Source organism: Citrobacter sp. Igbk 14, assembly GCF_028069825.1.
Lineage (GTDB): Bacteria > Pseudomonadota > Gammaproteobacteria > Enterobacterales > Enterobacteriaceae > Citrobacter.
Genome location: NZ_JANEWM010000051.1, coordinates 16,614 through 35,322 on the forward strand (window position 1 = coordinate 16,614; position 18,709 = coordinate 35,322).

Here is an 18,709-nt window from a genome sequence, read left to right on the forward strand (position 1 = left end):
TACAACACAACAACATAAGGGATTTAATTATGGGAGAGGCTATTTCTCTCTGGCCATTGACGGGGATCGCCGTCATCGTGGTCGGATTTCTTTTACGTTTTAACCCGGTATTGGTGGTTATCGTTGCCGGGATCGTCACCGGGCTGGCAGCGCATATGCCAATCGCCACTATTCTCGAAAAGCTGGGGGAAGGCTTTCTCAACACCCGCAACCTGCCGTTTATCCTGCTGATTCCGCTGGCAGTCATTGGTCTGCTGGAACGTCACGGGCTGAAAGAGCGAGCCCAGGCGTGGATCGCGAAAATCCGTAGCGCCACCAGTGGTCGTCTGCTCATTGTCTATCTGTTTATTCGTGAAGCGACCGCCGCGCTGGGCTTGACCAGCCTGGGGGGACACCCTCAGATGGTACGCCCGTTATTAGCCCCGATGGCTGAAGGGGCCGCGGAGAAAAACCACGGTGAATTGCCGGGGGCCGTGCGTTATCGCCTGCGTGCAATGTCTGCGGCGACTGACAACGTTGGTCTGTTTTTCGGCGAAGACATCTTCGTTGCCTTTGGGGCGATCATTTTCATGCACAACTTTATGCTGGAGTCCGGTGGGATCCAGACCGAGCCACTGCATATTGCTTTGTGGGGGATCCCAACGGCAATTTGCGCCTTCTTGATCCACGGTACGCGCTTGTGGCGTCTGGATAACTATCTGCAGCGTGAGGTGGCGAAAGCCAATGCGGCAGCGAAAGGAGCAGCGCAATGAATTTTCAGCAAAGCTATCTCTACTGGCTGGCGGGCGCGGTACTGTTGATTGTGGCGGTGATGTCCTGGCAGGACAAAGCGAACCCACGTCGTCTGAGCACGGGGCTGTTTTGGGGACTGTATGGTGTGCTGTTCCTGCTTGGCGACTGGACGTACTCACTGGTTGGTGACAAACGTACGGTACATATCGCGGTCGGCATTGCGGTAGTCGTATTGGCGCTGATTGCCGGGTTTGGCGGTGTGAAACTGGGAAGTTATCATCAACGCACCCAGCAGCAGCGTGAAGAAAGCGCCAGCCGACTGGGTAATCGCCTGTTTTTTCCGGCGCTGGCTATTCCGGTGGTGACCGTTATCGGTGTACTGATGTTTAACCATATTCCGGGCTTGCAGGATGCACTGTTTGGGCCGGGGAATCACGCCACGCTGGTCACGCTCTTTTCTATGACGGCAGGCTCGCTGATTGGCCTGGCAATGGCGATAAAAATGACCCATGAGCGCGTCCATCAGCCCATTCAGGAAGCCCGCCGTCTGCTGGACTCCATCGGCTGGGCGTTCATCCTGCCGCAAATTCTGGCGACGCTCGGGCTGCTGTTTACGGCGGCAGGGGTGGGCAGTGGTATATCGTATCTGACCCAGGAGTACCTCGCGGTAGATAGCCGCTTTATCGCCGTGGCGGTATACACCATTGGCATGGCGCTGTTGACGATGGTTATGGGGAACGCATTTGCTGCTTTCCCGATTGTAACCGCCGGGATCGGTATTCCAATTCTTGTGTTGCAGCATGGTGGTAACCCCGCGGTGATGGCGGCTATTGGGATGTTCTCCGGATATTGCGGAACCTTAATGACGCCGATGGCAGCGAACTTTAACATCGTGCCTGCAGCCCTGCTGGAGTTGCCGGATAAAAACGCCGTGATTAAAGCGCAGGTGCCAACCGGCATACTGCTGTTGCTGGTTAACGTGTTCCTGATGTATTTCCTGATGTTCCTGTAAGGAGGAAGGATGAAAACGGTCTTAATCACCGGATTTGAACCCTTTGGCGGAGAGTCAGTTAACCCTTCCTGGGAAGTGGTCTCCGGGCTCGACAATGCTATCATTGCCGGATGTCGTGTCGTTGCGCGTCAGCTACCGTGCGTATTTGGCGAGTCTCTAACCGTACTTAATGCCGCGATTGACGCGCTGTCACCGTCGTTGGTGCTGGCGGTGGGGCAGGCAGGAGGCCGTACAGATATAACCGTTGAGCGTGTGGCGATCAACGTGGACGATGCGCGTATTGCGGATAACCACGGTCAGCAGCCTGTTGATGTGCCGATTGTCGCCGAGGGTCCGGCGGCATGGTTTAGCACACTGCCAATCAAAGCGATGGTGATGGCCATGCGCAATGCGGGTATCCCAGCCTCGGTTTCCCAAACAGCAGGTACCTTTGTTTGTAATCACGTGATGTATGGCCTGCTGCATACGTTACGCGACACACCGGCAGTGAAGGGCGGTTTTATCCATATTCCTTATCTGCCACAACAGGCCGCCGCGCACCCCGGAGCGCCAAGTATGGCGAGCGAAACGGTGCGCCGGGCGCTGGAAATTGCCATTGACACTGCATTGCAGGTGGACAGCGATATTGCAGTGACGGGCGGTGCAACACACTAACCAAGGACAGTATTATGCCTGAAGGCCCGGAGATCCGCCGCGCGGCGGATAACCTGGAGGCGGCAGTCAAAGGCAAACCGCTGACGGATGTCTGGTTTGCCTTTGAGCAGTTAAAACCGTATCAGTCTCAACTCATCGGGCAGCGCGTCACCCAGCTTGAAACGCGGGGGAAAGCATTGCTGACCCACTTTTCAAATGGCCTGACACTATACAGCCACAATCAGCTTTACGGCGTATGGCGGGTGGTGGAGACCGGAAATATACCGGAAACGACGCGTGTGCTGCGTGTCAAACTGCAAACACATGATAAAACCATCCTGCTCTATAGCGCGTCTGATATTGAGATGCTGACATCAGCACAATTGGCGACCCATCCGTTTCTGCAACGGGTAGGGCCGGACGTGCTGGATCTGCGTTTAACGCCTGAGGAGGTTAAAGCGCGCTTGCTGTCACCCCGTTTTCGCAATCGGCAGTTTTCTGGCTTACTGTTGGATCAGGCGTTTCTGGCGGGACTGGGGAACTATCTGCGGGTAGAAATTCTCTGGCAGGTTGGACTGACCGGTCAGCATAAAGCATCGCAACTGAGTGATGAACAGCTCAGCGCGCTGGCGCATGCGTTGCTCGAGATCCCACGCCTGTCCTACAACACCCGTGGGCTGGCTGATGAGAATAAGCATCACGGGGCGTTATTTCGCTTTAAGGTGTTCCATCGGGATGGCGAGTCCTGTGAGCGCTGTGGCGGTATTATTGAGAAAACGATGCTCTCTTCACGACCGTTTTACTGGTGCCCGGGATGCCAGCACTAAGCGGGCTGTTTTGGCGCATGCGCTGAGATAAACCGCGCGACTGTCGGCCCGGTTAATAAAATACTGAACAGTCGCAGGGTTTGCATCGCCATAACCAGTGCCATGTCGGCGTGGCTTCCAGCGGCAATCACTGCGACGGAGTCCACACCTCCCGGACTGGTCGCCAGATAGGCGGTGAGAAAGTCAATTTTCATATAATGTGCCAGCCCCCAGGCCATGGCGGCACAGATCGTCATCAGCGAAAAAATAGACAATAAAATTTGTGGCAACGGACGCAGTGCCATCAAAAATATCTGTTTGTCAAAACCCAGGCCTATTTGCCAGCCGATAGCCATATATGCCATTGCCAACAGCCATTCCGGCAGTTCAATTACCATGACACCGCCAGCGTTCAGCAATGCGCCCACCAGCATAGGCAGGAGCATGACGCCAGAGGGGATACGCAGCAAGCGTCCTGCCCCCCCGGCAACGGCGGCCAACATCAGGGTACTGAACAGGTTGATACTCAGTGGCGGAAACCAGACAATTTGTGCGCTGACCGCCTGTGCCTGGTCGCCCATTACCAGCCGGGTGACCAGTGCGGCCGCCCCCACCACCAACAGTACCCGCAGATACTGCATAAAAGCCACCAGGCGGATGTCAGCGCCGTAATCCTGTGCCATTGCAACCATTGCTGCGGCTCCGCCAGGCGATGAACCCCACGCACCGGTGTTACCGGGCAGGTTGCTGTAACGAACCAGCAGCCATCCGATGACCGCGCTGCTGATAAGTGTCGCCAGCAGGATGACCATAACCACCGGCCAGTGCGCCGCAAGCGTGGTTAAAATAGAGCCAGTCAGGTTTTTCGCAATCATACAGCCGAGAATGGCCTGAGCGCCAAGAAATGCACAGCGAGGGAGTTGTAGTGAAATGCCGCGCATACTGAAGATAATACCGACAATCATCGACCCAAGCAGCAAGGGACCCGGGAGATGAACAGACAGAAAGAGCAGGGAAAGAAGGAGTGACAGTAAAAACAGTAAACCCCACCGCAACACAGGCATCCCATGCTCCTGAATAATATTAAGTAACGCTTAATAAATCATAGAGAAAGCGCGATAAGAATAAAACTACGAGGGGCAATAAAAAGCAGAAATGTGCCGGATAGCAACGTCATGCGGCATATCCGGCCTATGTCTGGAACGTTTTATAGGCCGGATAAGCATGAGCGCCATCCGGCACGGCAAATTAACGCTTAATATCAGACTTAAAATCGCGTTTATCGTAGCCGGTGTACAACTGGCGAGGACGGGCGATTTTCATGCCGTCGGTGTGCATTTCGTTCCAGTGTGCAATCCAGCCAACGGTACGTGCCATCGCGAAGATTACGGTAAACATGGAGGACGGGATGCCCATTGCTTTCAGAATGATGCCAGAATAGAAGTCTACGTTCGGGTAGAGTTTCTTCTCGATGAAGTACGGGTCGTTGAGCGCGATGTGCTCAAGCTCCATTGCCACTTCCAGCAGGTCATCTTTGGTGCCCAGTTCTTTCAGTACTTCATGACAGGTTTCACGCATGACGGTGGCGCGCGGGTCATAGTTTTTGTAAACACGGTGACCAAAGCCCATCAGACGGAAAGAATCATTCTTGTCTTTCGCGCGGCGAACAAATTCCGGAATGTGTTTAACTGAGCTGATTTCTTCCAGCATTTTCAGTGCAGCTTCGTTCGCGCCGCCGTGCGCCGGCCCCCACAGGGAAGCGATACCGGCTGCGATGCAGGCAAACGGGTTAGCGCCGGAAGAACCTGCGGTTCGTACGGTGGAGGTTGAAGCGTTTTGTTCGTGGTCAGCATGCAGGATCAGAATACGATCCATTGCGCGTTCCAGGATTGGGTTTACTTCGTATTTTTCGCACGGCGTGGAGAACATCATATTCAGGAAGTTACCGGCGTAGGAAAGGTCGTTACGCGGATAAACAAACGGCTGGCCGATGGAGTATTTGTAGCACATTGCTGCCATGGTTGGCATTTTGGACAGCAGACGGAAAGCGGCGATTTCACGGTGACGCGCATTATTGACATCCAGCGAGTCATGGTAAAACGCGGCCAGCGCACCGGTAACACCGCACATAACGGCCATCGGGTGAGAGTCACGGCGGAAACCGTGGAACAGACGGGTAATCTGCTCGTGGATCATGGTATGGCGAGTGACCGTGGTTTTGAACTCGTCGTACTCTTCCTGTGACGGTTTTTCACCGTACAGCAGGATATAACACACTTCCAGATAGTTGGACTCGGTCGCCAACTGGTCAATTGGGAAGCCGCGATGCAGCAAAACACCTTCGTCACCGTCGATGAAAGTAATTTTGGATTCGCAGGATGCGGTAGAGGTAAAACCTGGGTCAAAAGTAAACATCCCTTTTGAGCCAAGGCTACGAATATCAATAACATCTTGACCGAGCGTACCTTTCAGCACATCCAGTTCAATAGCAGCGTCACCATTAAGAGTGAGTTTTGCTTTAGTATCAGCCATTTACGGTCTCCTTAGCGCCTTATTACTTAAGACTACTCAGGTGAGATCTGTTTCAACTCATCAATTAACCATTACCAGTTTGTTATTCGGCTCGCCGCTCTGCGATAGAGGAGAAAACCAGGGTACAGAGCAATGGGCGCTTGCAGGTAAATCAGTTAACTCATGGTGAATTAGCAACAAATCAACAACTTAGCAATCCGAATTATTTAACCTGTCTATCACTAATAACTGTCCTGAAGGTATTGGTCAATACTTCCACACTGTTACATAACTAAATCTCCGGTGAAAGAGTGACCCCATAACTTTTACGCATTATATGCTTTTTCTGGTGTCGTTTGTAACAACTTTGTTTAATGATTGTCAAATCAGATGATTAAAAATTAAAATAATGTTGTTATCGTGACCTATGTCACTGTTCGGGATAAAACCCGACAAACTATATGTAGGTTAATTGTAATGATTTTGTGAACGTCCTATACTGCCGCCAGGTCTCCGGAATACCCTGCAATCCCGAGCCAACCAGCGTTGTAACGTGTCGTTTTAGCAACTGGAAGCAGTGTTTTATATGACGCGTAGTTATAGTAAGGACGCTGTCTGACCCGCACGCAGACCGGAGGAAGGAAATCCCGGCGTCTTTCAGACTACAGAAGTCTTTTTCTTCTGTGCCCGAAGTCCAAAGGGAATAATAAGAACAGCATGTGGGCGTTATTCATGATAAGAAATGTGAAAAAACAAAGACCTGTCAATCTGGATCTGCAAACGATCCGATTCCCAATCACGGCGATAGCGTCCATTCTCCATCGCGTATCTGGAGTGATCACCTTCGTGGCGGTCGGGATCCTGTTGTGGTTATTGGGTACCAGCCTGTCCTCCCCTGAAGGTTTCCTCGCCGCGTCATCCATTATGAATAATTTCTTCGTGGAGTTGATTCTGTGGGGGATTCTGATTGCGCTGGCCTATCACGCCGTAATGGGCATTCGCCATCTGTTGATGGATTTTGGCTACCTCGAAGAAACCCTCGAAGCAGGGACACGCTCCGCCAAAATTTGTTTCGTTATCATTGTCGTGCTTTCACTTCTCGCAGGAGTCCTCGTATGGTAAGCAACGCCTCCGCATTAGGACGCAATGGCGTACATGACTTCATTCTGGTCCGTGCCACCGCTATCGTTCTGACGTTATACATCATCTATATGGTCGGCTTCTTCGCCACCAGTGGCGAGTTGACCTTTGAAGCCTGGACCGGTTTCTTCTCATCGGCATTCACCAAAGTCTTCACCCTGCTGGCGCTTTTCTCCATCTTGATTCATGCCTGGATTGGCATGTGGCAGGTGTTGACCGACTACGTTAAACCTCTGGCAGTTCGCCTGATTCTGCAGCTGGCCATTGTCGTTGCGCTGGTGGTTTACGTCATTTATGGATTTGTTGTGGTGTGGGGTGTGTAATGAAACTGCCAGTCAGAGAATTTGATGCTGTTGTGATTGGTGCCGGTGGCGCAGGTATGCGCGCGGCGCTGCAAATTTCCCAGAGCGGTCAGACCTGTGCGCTGCTCTCCAAAGTCTTCCCAACCCGTTCCCATACCGTCTCTGCGCAGGGTGGCATCACCGTGGCGCTCGGTAATACCCATGAAGATAACTGGGAATGGCACATGTACGACACCGTTAAAGGGTCGGACTACATTGGGGATCAGGACGCCATTGAATATATGTGTAAAACCGGTCCGGAAGCGATTCTGGAGCTGGATCACATGGGGCTGCCGTTCTCCCGCCTGGAAAATGGCACCATTTATCAACGTCCGTTTGGCGGTCAGTCGAAAAACTTCGGTGGCGAACAGGCGGCACGTACCGCAGCGGCGGCTGACCGTACCGGCCACGCGCTGTTGCACACGCTGTATCAGCAAAACCTGAAAAACCACACCACCATCTTCTCCGAGTGGTATGCGTTAGATCTGGTGAAAAACGCCGACGGCGCAATTGTCGGTTGTACCGCACTGTGTATCGAAACCGGTGAAGTGGTTTACTTCAAAGCCCGCGCGACCGTGCTGGCAACCGGCGGTGCGGGTCGTATTTATCAGTCCACCACCAACGCTCACATCAACACGGGTGATGGCGTAGGTATGGCAATCCGCGCTGGCGTGCCGGTGCAGGATATGGAAATGTGGCAGTTCCACCCAACCGGTATCGCCGGTGCGGGCGTGCTGGTAACAGAAGGCTGCCGTGGTGAAGGTGGTTACCTGCTGAACAAACACGGCGAACGCTTCATGGAGCGTTATGCCCCGAACGCGAAAGACCTTGCGGGTCGTGACGTGGTGGCGCGCTCCATTATGATCGAAATCCGTGAAGGCCGTGGTTGTGATGGCCCATGGGGCCCGCACGCTAAACTGAAACTCGACCATCTGGGTAAAGAAGTACTGGAATCCCGTCTGCCGGGTATCCTGGAGCTGTCTCGTACCTTTGCTCACGTTGACCCGGTGAAAGAGCCGATTCCGGTCATTCCAACCTGTCACTACATGATGGGGGGTATTCCGACCAAGGTGACTGGCCAGGCGTTGACCGTGAACGAGCAGGGCGAAGATGTAGTTATTCCTGGGCTGTTTGCAGTGGGCGAGATAGCTTGCGTCTCGGTGCACGGTGCCAACCGTCTGGGCGGCAACTCATTGCTGGACCTGGTGGTCTTTGGTCGTGCGGTCGGTCTGCATCTGCAGGAGTCTATCGCCGAGCAAGGTAACCTGCAGGATGCGACGGAAGAAGAGATCGATGCCTCTCTGACGCGTCTGAATCGCTGGAACGGTAACCGCGACGGTGAAGACCCGGTTGTGATCCGTAAAGCGCTGCAGGAATGTATGCAGCATAACTTCTCGGTATTCCGTGAAGGTGATGCGATGGCGAAAGGTCTTGAAGAGCTGAAAGCCATTCGTGAGCGCCTGAAAAATGCCCGCCTGGATGATACCTCCAGCGAGTTCAACACCCAGCGCGTTGAGTGCCTGGAGTTGGATAACCTGATGGAAACCGCGTACGCAACGGCGGTATCCGCCAACTTCCGTACCGAAAGCCGTGGCGCGCATAGTCGCTTCGACTTCCCGGAACGTGATGATGAAAACTGGCTGTGCCATTCCCTGTATCTGCCAGAGTCGGAATCCATGACCCGACGTCAAGTCAACATGGAACCGAAACTGCGCCCGGCATTCCCGCCGAAGATTCGTACTTACTAATGCGGAGACAGGAAAATGAGACTCGAGTTTTCAATTTATCGCTATAACCCGGATGTTGATGATGCTCCGCACATGCAGGATTACACCCTGGAAGCGGAAGAAGGGCGCGACATGATGCTGCTGGATGCACTGATGCAGCTGAAAGAAAAAGATCCGTCGCTGTCGTTCCGCCGTTCCTGCCGTGAAGGGGTCTGTGGCTCCGACGGTCTGAATATGAACGGTAAAAATGGACTGGCCTGTATCACACCTATTTCTGCGCTGAATCAGCCGGGCAAGAAGATTGTCATTCGCCCGCTGCCGGGTTTACCGGTTGTGCGCGATTTGGTGGTAGACATGGGGCAATTCTACGTACAGTATGAGAAGATTAAACCTTACTTGTTGAATAATGGGAAAAATCCACCGGCTCGTGAGCATTTACAAATGCCAGAGCAGCGTGAGAAGCTCGATGGGCTGTATGAATGTATTTTATGTGCATGCTGCTCAACGTCTTGCCCATCATTCTGGTGGAATCCGGACAAGTTTATTGGCCCGGCAGGTCTGCTGGCAGCGTATCGCTTCTTAATTGATAGCCGCGATACCGAGACCGACAGCCGCCTGGACGGTTTGAGTGACGCTTTCAGCGTATTCCGCTGCCATAGCATCATGAACTGCGTCAGTGTTTGTCCTAAGGGACTGAATCCGACGCGTGCCATCGGGCATATTAAGTCGATGCTGCTCAAACGTAGTGCGTAAGTTGTTGTAGTGGTTGCCGGATGGCGACGTAAACGTCTTATCCGGCCTACGGGTTACGTACCTTGTAGGCCAGAAAGCTACGCGCCATCAGGCAATGGTTGCCGGATGTGACGTACCGTCTTATCCGGCCTACGGGTTATGTACCTTGTAGGCCTGATAAGCGAAGCGCCATCAGGCAATGGTTGCCGGATGCGACGTACCGTCTTATCCGGCCTACGGGTTATGTACCTTGTAGGCCTGATAAGCGAAGCGCCATCAGGCAATGGTTGCCGGATGTGACGTACCGTCTTATCCGGCCTACGGGTTATGTACCTTGTAGGCCTGAAAGCTACGCGCCATCAGGCAATGGTTGCCGGATGCGACGTACCGTCTTATCCGGCCTGCGGGTTACGTACCTTGTAGGCCTGAAAGCTACGCGCCATCAGGCAATGGTTGCCGGATGCGACGTACCGTCTTATCCGGCCTACGGGTTATGTACCTTGTAGGCCTGAAAGCTACGCGCCATCAGGCGAATCGTTAATGTAGGAAACCTCTAAAAACTGCCCCTTATCTCTGACAGTTTTTAAAGGTTCCTTCGCGAGCCAAACAAAAAGAGCTCGCAAGTGAACCCCGGCACGCACATCGGTGTGCGTGGTAGTATCCACGGCGAAGTAAGCATACAAATGCTTAAGGGATCACGATGCAGAACAGCGCTTTGAAAGCCTGGTTGGACTCTTCTTACCTCTCCGGTTCTAACCAGAGTTGGATAGAACAGCTCTATGAAGACTTCTTAACCGACCCTGACTCGGTAGATGCTAACTGGCGTTCGACGTTCCAGCAGTTACCTGGTACCGGAGTCAAACCGGATCAACTCCACTCAAAAACACGTGATTATTTCCGTCGACAGGCGTTGATTACCCCACGTTACTCTTCTTCTATTTCCGACCCTGATGCCAATGTGAAGCAGGTTAAAGTCCTGCAGCTCATTAACGCCTATCGTTTCCGCGGTCACCAGCATGCGAACCTCGATCCGCTGGGGCTGTGGCAACAAGAAAATGTGGCCGATCTGGATCCGTCTTTCCACGATCTGACCGACGCTGATTTTCAGGAAAGCTTTAACGTAGGTTCTTTTGCCGGTGGCAAAGACACCATGAAGCTGAGCGACCTGGTTGTCGCACTGAAACAAACCTACTGCGGCCCGATTGGCGCCGAGTATATGCACATCACCAGCACCGAAGAGAAACGCTGGCTTCAGCAGCGTATCGAGTCCGGGCGTGCCGCATTCAGTAGTGAAGAGAAGAAACGCTTCCTCAGTGAACTGACTGCAGCTGAAGGCCTGGAGCGCTACCTGGGTGCGAAGTTCCCAGGGGCAAAACGCTTCTCACTGGAAGGTGGCGACGCGTTAATCCCGATGCTTAAAGAAATGATCCGCCACGCCGGTAACAGCGGAACCCGTGAAGTGGTTCTGGGCATGGCGCACCGCGGTCGTTTGAACGTACTGGTTAACGTGCTGGGTAAACGCCCGCAGGAACTGTTCGACGAATTCGCAGGCAAACATAAAGAACACCTCGGAACAGGCGATGTGAAGTACCACATGGGCTTCTCATCAGATATCGAAACCGAAGGCGGTCTGGTGCACCTGGCGCTGGCGTTTAACCCGTCGCACCTTGAAATCGTTAGCCCGGTGGTTATCGGGTCGGTACGTGCACGTCTGGACAGGCTGGACGAGCCGAGCAGCAATAAAGTCCTGCCAATCACCATTCATGGTGACGCGGCAGTGACCGGGCAGGGCGTGGTTCAGGAAACCCTGAACATGTCGAAAGCGCGTGGTTACGAAGTGGGCGGTACCGTTCGCATCGTTATCAACAACCAGGTAGGCTTCACCACCTCTAACCCGCTGGATGCGCGTTCTACACCGTACTGCACCGACATCGGTAAGATGGTTCAGGCGCCGATCTTCCACGTGAATGCGGATGACCCGGAAGCGGTTGCTTTCGTTACCCGTCTGGCGCTGGATTTCCGTAATACCTTTAAACGTGATGTCTTCATTGATCTGGTGTGTTACCGCCGTCACGGCCATAACGAAGCCGATGAGCCGAGCGCAACCCAGCCGTTGATGTATCAGAAAATCAAAAAGCATCCGACCCCGCGCAAAATCTACGCTGACAAACTGGAAGCCGATAAAGTTGCCACGCTGGAAGATGCGACCGAAATGGTCAACCTCTATCGTGATGCGCTGGATGCTGGCGAATGTGTCGTGAAAGAGTGGCGTCCAATGAACATGCACTCCTTCACTTGGTCACCGTACCTCAACCACGAGTGGGATGAAAATTACCCAAGCAAGGTTGAAATGAAGCGTTTGCAAGAATTGGCCAAACGCATCAGTACCGTACCAGAAGCGGTTGAAATGCAGTCGCGCGTTGCCAAGATTTATGGCGATCGTCAGGCGATGGCCGCAGGCGAGAAGCTGTTTGACTGGGGTGGCGCAGAGAATCTGGCTTACGCCACGCTGGTTGACGAAGGCATTCCGGTACGTCTGTCGGGTGAAGACTCCGGTCGCGGCACCTTCTTCCACCGTCACGCGGTAATTCATAACCAGGCGAACGGTTCAACCTACACGCCGCTGCAGCATGTGCATAACGGACAGGGGACGTTCCGCGTATGGGACTCCGTACTGTCTGAAGAAGCGGTGCTGGCATTTGAATACGGTTATGCCACGGCTGAACCGCGTACGCTAACCATCTGGGAAGCGCAGTTCGGTGACTTCGCCAACGGTGCGCAGGTGGTTATCGACCAGTTCATCTCGTCCGGTGAGCAGAAATGGGGCCGCATGTGCGGTCTGGTGATGCTGCTGCCGCACGGCTACGAAGGCCAGGGGCCGGAGCACTCCTCTGCGCGTCTGGAACGTTATCTGCAACTTTGTGCTGAGCAAAACATGCAGGTTTGCGTCCCATCTACGCCGGCACAGGTTTACCACATGCTGCGTCGTCAGGCGCTGCGCGGTATGCGTCGTCCGCTGGTGGTGATGTCACCGAAGTCATTGCTGCGTCATCCGCTGGCGGTGTCTACGCTCGACGAACTGGCGAACGGCACATTCCTGCCAGCCATTGGTGAGATTGATGAACTTGATCCACAAGCCGTGAAGCGTGTCGTAATGTGTTCTGGTAAGGTTTATTACGACCTGCTGGAGCAACGCCGTAAGAATGGCCAAAAAGATGTTGCCATTGTACGCATCGAACAGCTCTATCCATTCCCGCATAAAGCGGTGCAGGAAGCGCTGAAACCGTTTGCTCATGTACATGATTTTGTCTGGTGCCAGGAAGAGCCGCTTAACCAGGGCGCATGGTACTGCAGCCAGCATCATTTCCGTGAAGTAATTCCATTTGGGTCAGCTCTGCGTTATGCAGGTCGCCCGGCCTCTGCCTCTCCGGCAGTAGGATATATGTCCGTTCACCAGAAACAGCAACAAGATCTGGTAAATGACGCGCTGAACGTCGATTAAATAAAGGATAAATAATGAGTAGCGTAGATATTCTTGTTCCCGACCTGCCTGAATCCGTAGCGGATGCAACGGTTGCAACCTGGCACAAAAAACCGGGCGATGCAGTACGTCGTGATGAAGTACTGGTAGAAATCGAAACTGACAAAGTGGTACTGGAAGTACCGGCATCAGCGGACGGTATTCTTGATGCGGTCCTGGAAGATGAAGGGACAACGGTAACTTCTCGCCAGATCCTCGGTCGCCTGCGTGAAGGCAACAGCGCCGGTAAAGAGACCAGCGCCAAGTCTGAAGAGAAAGATTCTACTCCGGCGCAGCGCCAGCAGGCGTCCCTCACTGAGCAGAACAACGATGCCCTGAGCCCGGCAATCCGTCGCCTGTTGGGTGAGCATAACCTCGAAGCCAGCGCTATCAACGGCACAGGCGTTGGTGGACGTATTACGCGTGAAGATGTTGAAAAACATCTGGCTAAAGCGCCGGCGGCGAAAGCTGAAGCGAAAGCACCGGCCGCAGCACCTGCGGCACAGCCTGCGCTGGGCGCACGTGGTGAAAAACGCGTTCCGATGACCCGTCTGCGTAAGCGCGTGGCTGAGCGTCTGCTGGAAGCGAAAAACTCTACCGCGATGCTGACAACCTTCAACGAAGTCAACATGAAGCCAATCATGGACCTGCGTAAGCAGTACGGTGACGCGTTTGAGAAACGCCATGGTATCCGTCTGGGCTTTATGTCTTTCTACGTTAAAGCCGTTGTTGAAGCGCTGAAACGCTATCCGGAAGTGAACGCGTCTATCGATGGTGATGACGTGGTTTATCACAATTACTTTGATGTCAGCATGGCGGTTTCCACGCCGCGTGGTCTGGTTACCCCGGTACTGCGTGATGTTGATCTGCTGGGTATGGCCGACATCGAGAAGAATATTAAAGAACTGGCAGTAAAAGGTCGTGACGGCAAGCTGACGGTTGAAGATCTGACGGGCGGTAACTTCACCATCACTAACGGTGGTGTGTTCGGTTCCCTGATGTCTACGCCTATCATCAACCCGCCGCAGAGTGCCATCCTGGGTATGCATGCCATCAAAGACAGACCGATGGCGGTAGACGGTAAGGTTGAAATCCTGCCGATGATGTATCTGGCGCTGTCTTATGACCACCGTCTGATCGATGGTCGTGAGTCAGTAGGCTTCCTGGTAACCATTAAAGAGTTGCTGGAAGATCCAACACGTCTGCTGCTGGACGTGTAACCAAAAAGAGTATCACCTGCCCCGTAGGCCTGGACGCCTTATCAGGCCTACGGGTAAAAGATAACGATTACCTGAAGGATGGACAGAACACATGAACTTACATGAATATCAGGCAAAACAACTTTTTGCCCGCTATGGCTTACCGGCACCGGTGGGTTATGCCTGTACTACTCCGCGTGAAGCCGAAGAAGCCGCATCTAAAATCGGCGCAGGCCCGTGGGTAGTAAAATGTCAGGTTCACGCTGGTGGCCGTGGTAAAGCGGGCGGTGTGAAGGTTGTAAACAGCAAAGAAGACATTCGCGCTTTTGCTGAACACTGGCTGGGTAAACGTCTGGTCACTTACCAGACAGACGCACATGGCCAACCGGTAAACCAGATTCTGGTTGAAGCTGCGACCGACATTGGTAAAGAACTTTACCTCGGCGCAGTGGTTGACCGTAGTTCCCGTCGCGTGGTCTTTATGGCCTCTACTGAAGGCGGCGTAGAAATCGAAAAAGTAGCGGAAGAAACCCCGCACCTGATCCACAAAGTAGCGCTGGATCCACTGGCAGGCCCGATGCCTTATCAGGGGCGTGAGCTGGCGTTCAAACTGGGTCTGGAAGGTAAACAGGTTCAGCAGTTCACCAAGATCTTCATGGGGCTGGCGACGATTTTCCTGGAGCGTGATCTGGCGCTGATCGAAATCAACCCGCTGGTAGTGACCAAACAGGGTGACCTGATCTGCCTCGATGGCAAACTGGGCGCTGACGGCAACGCGCTGTTCCGCCAGGCTGACCTGCGTGAAATGCGCGACCAGTCTCAGGAAGATCCGCGTGAAGCGCAGGCTGCACAGTGGGAACTGAACTACGTCGCACTGGACGGGAACATTGGTTGTATGGTTAACGGTGCGGGCCTGGCAATGGGCACCATGGATATCGTTAAACTGCACGGCGGTGAACCAGCGAACTTCCTGGACGTTGGCGGCGGCGCGACCAAAGAACGTGTAACCGAAGCATTCAAAATCATCCTCTCTGACGACAATGTTAAAGCTGTTCTGGTTAACATCTTCGGCGGTATCGTTCGTTGCGATCTGATCGCTGACGGTATCATCGGTGCGGTAGCGGAAGTGGGTGTTAACGTTCCTGTTGTTGTGCGTCTGGAAGGCAACAACGCCGAACTCGGCGCGAAGAAACTGGCTGACAGCGGCCTGAATATTATTGCAGCGAAAAGTCTGACGGATGCAGCTCAGCAGGTTGTTGCCGCAGTGGAGGGGAAATAATGTCAGTTTTAATTAATAAAGATACCAAGGTTATCTGCCAGGGCTTCACCGGTAGCCAGGGGACATTCCACTCTGAACAAGCGATCGCTTACGGTACGCAAATGGTCGGTGGCGTTACACCTGGCAAAGGTGGCACCACGCATCTGGGTCTGCCGGTATTCAATACCGTACGTGAAGCCGTAGAAGCGACCGGCGCAACCGCCACCGTTATCTACGTTCCGGCACCGTTTTGCAAAGATTCCATCCTGGAAGCTATTGATGCAGGCATCAAGCTTATCATCACTATCACCGAAGGTATCCCAACGCTGGATATGCTGACCGTGAAAGTGAAACTGGATGAAGCTGGCGTACGCATGATCGGCCCGAACTGCCCAGGTGTTATCACCCCGGGCGAATGTAAAATCGGCATCATGCCGGGCCACATTCATAAACCGGGTAAAGTGGGCATTGTTTCCCGTTCCGGTACGCTGACCTATGAAGCGGTTAAGCAGACCACCGACTACGGTTTTGGCCAGTCTACCTGTGTCGGTATCGGCGGTGACCCGATCCCAGGCTCTAACTTTATCGACATCCTGAAACTGTTCCAGGAAGACCCGCAGACTGAAGCGATCGTGATGATCGGTGAGATCGGCGGTAGCGCAGAAGAAGAAGCGGCTGCGTACATTAAAGATCACGTGACTAAGCCGGTTGTGGGTTACATCGCAGGTGTGACCGCGCCGAAAGGCAAACGTATGGGGCACGCGGGCGCAATCATCGCGGGTGGTAAAGGGACAGCGGATGAGAAATTCGCTGCGCTGGAAGCTGCTGGTGTGAAAACCGTGCGTAGTCTGGCCGATATCGGCGAAGCGCTGAAAGCGGTAATTAAGTAATTCTCAAAAAGCAGTATAAGGTCCGACTCTTTCGCGTAGCAGAAAACTGCTGTTACGCGAAGGAAGCAAGACTGATTCGTTTTCGACATGGTTGGCCATCTATTGATGGCCTTTTTTATTTTCTGTCATCCCGCATCATGCAATTTGATCACATTCATCTTCACAAATGAGATTATTTTTTGCGGTGAGCGTCATTCTTTCTTTTGCCTGGATTTTGCATATTATCGCCTTTAGTCATATTAAGGTTGGAGGATGATGTGTCGCTGAAAATTCAGGATGATTACTTACCATGTTTATTCTCTATAGCAGAAGTTTTCTCCAATGCGACGGGGTTAGCAACGGTAGTCGTTGATGTTACAGGCAGAGCACTCTCTGATTGCCATAACTTTAATTCATTCTGTAAGCTGATGAGAGCGAATAAACGCTACAGTGTTGGTTGCCAGGCATGCGATAAACAGTGTGCTTTTGAGGCACTGAAGCAGTGTAAACCCAGAATATTCAGCTGCCATGCAGGGTTAAGTTTGTTCTCCATACCATTAATTTATGAGGGGAATCTGCATGGTTTTATTATCTGTGGTCAGGTTCGGGCTAAGTACCAGGAATATAAAACTATCGTCGTTGAAGATGAATTACGATGGATGGGCGATCCTGAAATAAAAACTGAGTGGGATCAGCTTGTTGCGGTTGATAATAATACGCTGGTGGCATCGGCTAATTTATTGCATTTTATTGTTAATAATTTTGATAGACAAGGAAAACAATCTGAAGTGGTATTCGATAAACCGGTAAGTAGCGTCCGACACTATTTTACGGAGCTTTCTCGTCATGAGAAAAAACTACTGGCGGCACTGCGTTATATTGATGATAACTTGTATAGTGACTTATCCCTGGAGTCTGTGGCAGCACATGTCTGTTTAAGTGCAAATTATTTTAGTCGATTTTTTAAGAAGCGTCAGGGCGTTAATTTTAAAACCTGGGTAAATCAGAAAAAAATGCAAAAGGCGGGGGAGTTATTACATGATCCTGTTCATTCAATAGACAGTATTGCCCGGAAACTTCAGTACGCACAAACCAGTTATTTTTGTCGCGTTTTCCGGGCGGCGCATCAAACATCACCCCAGTCTTTTCGTCACGCCAGACTCTCGCAGTAAAGATGTTCAGGGAGTTCGATAGCGGCAGGAATGAAAGACAGACGATCGCTCAGCGTGACGACATCACCAATGACTACCAGTGCAGGCGGCGTAATGTTGGCTTCCTGCGCATTGCTCAGTAACGATCCGAGAGTACAGGTCAGTCGGCGCTGATTCTCCCGGGTCGCGGACATGATAATGGCCGCGGGTGTCTCCGCCGGTTTTCCGCCCATCAGTAGCTCTTCACAGATGAATGCCAGATTCGCGATACCCATGACGATAACCAATGTACCGTTCAGTTTGGCCAGCTGGCGCCAGTCCTGTTGCTGGTTACCTTCGCGTGTATGGCCGGTCACCACGTGAAAACCAGAGGCGTAATCGCGATGTGTTACCGGGATCCCGGCACAGGTTAATCCCCCAATGGTTGAACTGATACCGGGGATGACTTCAAAAGGAATCCCCGGCTCGATAAGCCCTTCAGCTTCTTCGGCCCCACGACCAAATACGTAAGGATCGCCACCTTTTAAGCGCACGATATTGTGATGCGTCTGGGCATACTGAACGAGAAGCGCATTGATTTCATCCTGCGGCACGCAATGAAATCCTGGATTCTTACCGACATTGATAAGCTCACAGTCAGCGGATGCCCATTCCAGAATCTTAGGATTGACCAACCTGTCGTAAATAATGACATCCGCTTGTTTAATGCACATCACTGCTTTGAGGGTGAGTAATGAAATATCACCGGGACCTGCGCCAACGAGCCAGACCTTTCCGAAAGTTTTCACATTGTGTCCTTTATCACGTCTAACAAAAAAAGGCAGAACCACCCCGGAGAATGATTAAAAGCAGTCGTTTGCCTGTAAGTTATAACGCTAAATTTTCCTAAATTATCGCAAGGATAATATTGATTAATCTCGCAAAGTTTTTTCCACAATAAACAAGATGACTTGAAAAATTATTAAGAACTTATTGGCGCTATGTGTCTGAATTTAACCTTAATTAAATTGTGTTTATTGTTGTGCTTGAGTATTATTGGTTAATATTTATCCGCCATCAGTATGAACAAATCATGGAT

The 18,709-nt window shown here is 52.4% G+C and carries 16 protein-coding genes and 1 pseudogene; 13 read left to right on the top strand and 4 right to left on the bottom strand.

What is annotated here, in order from left to right; translation table 11 throughout:
• The first annotated feature begins 29 nt into the window (after positions 1–29).
• From NNN64_RS17600 to nei, 4 genes are read left to right on the top strand one after another with little or no spacing between them, the layout of a single operon-like run.
• Entirely contained in the window at positions 30–752 is a 723-nt protein-coding gene (locus tag NNN64_RS17600) for a DUF969 domain-containing protein (RefSeq protein ID WP_005122560.1), read from the top strand.
• A complete protein-coding gene (locus tag NNN64_RS17605) occupies positions 749–1,744 on the top strand; it encodes a DUF979 domain-containing protein (RefSeq protein WP_271442207.1) in 996 nt (331 codons plus the stop codon). The genes NNN64_RS17600 and NNN64_RS17605 overlap by 4 nt, the downstream gene beginning before the upstream one ends.
• A gap of 9 nt (positions 1,745–1,753) precedes the next feature.
• Positions 1,754–2,398 carry a pyroglutamyl-peptidase I gene (gene pcp, locus NNN64_RS17610; protein WP_202039122.1) on the top strand — a complete coding sequence of 215 codons (645 nt, stop codon included), beginning with the start codon at positions 1,754–1,756 and terminating at the stop codon, positions 2,396–2,398.
• A 14-nt stretch (positions 2,399–2,412) separates the two neighbouring features.
• Positions 2,413–3,204 carry an endonuclease VIII gene (gene nei / locus NNN64_RS17615; RefSeq protein ID WP_271442208.1) on the top strand — a complete coding sequence of 264 codons (792 nt, stop codon included), beginning with the start codon at positions 2,413–2,415 and terminating at the stop codon, positions 3,202–3,204.
• On the opposite strand, the gene NNN64_RS17620 is transcribed toward nei, so the two are convergent.
• The 3 genes and pseudogenes from NNN64_RS17620 to NNN64_RS17630 all read right to left on the bottom strand — a co-directional run bounded on the left by NNN64_RS17620 (position 3,201) and on the right by NNN64_RS17630 (position 6,028).
• A complete protein-coding gene (locus NNN64_RS17620) occupies positions 3,201–4,247 on the bottom strand; it encodes an AbrB family transcriptional regulator (protein WP_271442209.1) in 1,047 nt (348 codons plus the stop codon). The two genes, nei and NNN64_RS17620, sit on opposite strands and share 4 nt — an antisense overlap.
• Before the next feature lie 184 nt (positions 4,248–4,431).
• Positions 4,432–5,715, bottom strand: coding sequence for a citrate synthase (locus NNN64_RS17625; protein ID WP_271442210.1), 1,284 nt, complete (start codon positions 5,713–5,715; stop codon positions 4,432–4,434).
• Positions 5,716–5,917: 202 nt separating this feature from the next.
• Positions 5,918–6,028 (bottom strand): annotated as a pseudogene (locus NNN64_RS17630) (hypothetical protein).
• A gap of 383 nt (positions 6,029–6,411) precedes the next feature.
• Between NNN64_RS17630 and sdhC the strand changes: the two are divergent.
• The 9 genes from sdhC (at position 6,412) to NNN64_RS17675 (ending at position 17,652) form a co-directional block, all read left to right on the top strand.
• The gene (gene sdhC / locus NNN64_RS17635; protein ID WP_271442211.1) at positions 6,412–6,816 is read left to right on the top strand and encodes a succinate dehydrogenase cytochrome b556 subunit; all 405 of its coding nucleotides are present in this window, start codon (positions 6,412–6,414) and stop codon (positions 6,814–6,816) included.
• Positions 6,810–7,157, top strand: a complete 348-nt coding sequence (gene sdhD / locus NNN64_RS17640; protein WP_271442212.1) for a succinate dehydrogenase membrane anchor subunit — start codon at positions 6,810–6,812, stop codon at positions 7,155–7,157. Before sdhC ends, sdhD begins: the two co-directional genes overlap by 7 nt.
• Positions 7,157–8,923 carry a succinate dehydrogenase flavoprotein subunit gene (gene sdhA / locus NNN64_RS17645; protein ID WP_271442213.1) on the top strand — a complete coding sequence of 589 codons (1,767 nt, stop codon included), beginning with the start codon at positions 7,157–7,159 and terminating at the stop codon, positions 8,921–8,923. The genes sdhD and sdhA overlap by 1 nt, the downstream gene beginning before the upstream one ends.
• Before the next feature lie 15 nt (positions 8,924–8,938).
• Complete coding sequence (gene sdhB / locus NNN64_RS17650) at positions 8,939–9,655, top strand: succinate dehydrogenase iron-sulfur subunit SdhB (RefSeq protein ID WP_271442214.1); 717 nt, start codon at positions 8,939–8,941, stop codon at positions 9,653–9,655.
• Between the two features lie 679 nt (positions 9,656–10,334).
• A complete protein-coding gene (gene sucA, locus NNN64_RS17655; protein ID WP_271442215.1) occupies positions 10,335–13,136 on the top strand; it encodes a 2-oxoglutarate dehydrogenase E1 component in 2,802 nt (933 codons plus the stop codon).
• Between the two features lie 14 nt (positions 13,137–13,150).
• On the top strand, positions 13,151–14,374 hold the full coding sequence (odhB, locus tag NNN64_RS17660; protein WP_271442216.1) for a 2-oxoglutarate dehydrogenase complex dihydrolipoyllysine-residue succinyltransferase: 1,224 nt from the start codon (positions 13,151–13,153) through the stop codon (positions 14,372–14,374).
• Between the two features lie 91 nt (positions 14,375–14,465).
• Positions 14,466–15,632 carry an ADP-forming succinate--CoA ligase subunit beta gene (gene sucC, locus NNN64_RS17665; RefSeq protein ID WP_003022927.1) on the top strand — a complete coding sequence of 389 codons (1,167 nt, stop codon included), beginning with the start codon at positions 14,466–14,468 and terminating at the stop codon, positions 15,630–15,632.
• Positions 15,632–16,501 carry a succinate--CoA ligase subunit alpha gene (sucD, locus tag NNN64_RS17670; RefSeq protein WP_005122544.1) on the top strand — a complete coding sequence of 290 codons (870 nt, stop codon included), beginning with the start codon at positions 15,632–15,634 and terminating at the stop codon, positions 16,499–16,501. Before sucC ends, sucD begins: the two co-directional genes overlap by 1 nt.
• A gap of 257 nt (positions 16,502–16,758) precedes the next feature.
• The gene (locus tag NNN64_RS17675) at positions 16,759–17,652 is read left to right on the top strand and encodes a PocR ligand-binding domain-containing protein (protein ID WP_271442217.1); all 894 of its coding nucleotides are present in this window, start codon (positions 16,759–16,761) and stop codon (positions 17,650–17,652) included.
• Here NNN64_RS17675 and cobA read toward each other — a convergent pair.
• Positions 17,631–18,419, bottom strand: a complete 789-nt coding sequence (gene cobA / locus NNN64_RS17680) for a uroporphyrinogen-III C-methyltransferase (RefSeq protein WP_271442218.1) — start codon at positions 18,417–18,419, stop codon at positions 17,631–17,633. The genes NNN64_RS17675 and cobA overlap by 22 nt on opposite strands.
• Positions 18,420–18,709: the final 290 nt, after the last annotated feature.

What these genes read in the sequence shown, in the direction of transcription:
- NNN64_RS17600 (WP_005122560.1), top strand. Translation starts at nt 30, where the DNA reads ATGGGAGAGGCTATTTCTCTCTGGCCATTGACGGGGATCGCCGTCATC.
- NNN64_RS17605 (WP_271442207.1), top strand. Translation starts at nt 749, where the DNA reads ATGAATTTTCAGCAAAGCTATCTCTACTGGCTGGCGGGCGCGGTACTG.
- pcp (WP_202039122.1), top strand. Translation starts at nt 1,754, where the DNA reads ATGAAAACGGTCTTAATCACCGGATTTGAACCCTTTGGCGGAGAGTCA.
- nei (WP_271442208.1), top strand. Translation starts at nt 2,413, where the DNA reads ATGCCTGAAGGCCCGGAGATCCGCCGCGCGGCGGATAACCTGGAGGCG.
- NNN64_RS17620 (WP_271442209.1), bottom strand. Translation starts at nt 4,247, where the DNA reads ATGCCTGTGTTGCGGTGGGGTTTACTGTTTTTACTGTCACTCCTTCTT.
- NNN64_RS17625 (WP_271442210.1), bottom strand. Translation starts at nt 5,715, where the DNA reads ATGGCTGATACTAAAGCAAAACTCACTCTTAATGGTGACGCTGCTATT.
- sdhC (WP_271442211.1), top strand. Translation starts at nt 6,412, where the DNA reads ATGTGGGCGTTATTCATGATAAGAAATGTGAAAAAACAAAGACCTGTC.
- sdhD (WP_271442212.1), top strand. Translation starts at nt 6,810, where the DNA reads ATGGTAAGCAACGCCTCCGCATTAGGACGCAATGGCGTACATGACTTC.
- sdhA (WP_271442213.1), top strand. Translation starts at nt 7,157, where the DNA reads ATGAAACTGCCAGTCAGAGAATTTGATGCTGTTGTGATTGGTGCCGGT.
- sdhB (WP_271442214.1), top strand. Translation starts at nt 8,939, where the DNA reads ATGAGACTCGAGTTTTCAATTTATCGCTATAACCCGGATGTTGATGAT.
- sucA (WP_271442215.1), top strand. Translation starts at nt 10,335, where the DNA reads ATGCAGAACAGCGCTTTGAAAGCCTGGTTGGACTCTTCTTACCTCTCC.
- odhB (WP_271442216.1), top strand. Translation starts at nt 13,151, where the DNA reads ATGAGTAGCGTAGATATTCTTGTTCCCGACCTGCCTGAATCCGTAGCG.
- sucC (WP_003022927.1), top strand. Translation starts at nt 14,466, where the DNA reads ATGAACTTACATGAATATCAGGCAAAACAACTTTTTGCCCGCTATGGC.
- sucD (WP_005122544.1), top strand. Translation starts at nt 15,632, where the DNA reads ATGTCAGTTTTAATTAATAAAGATACCAAGGTTATCTGCCAGGGCTTC.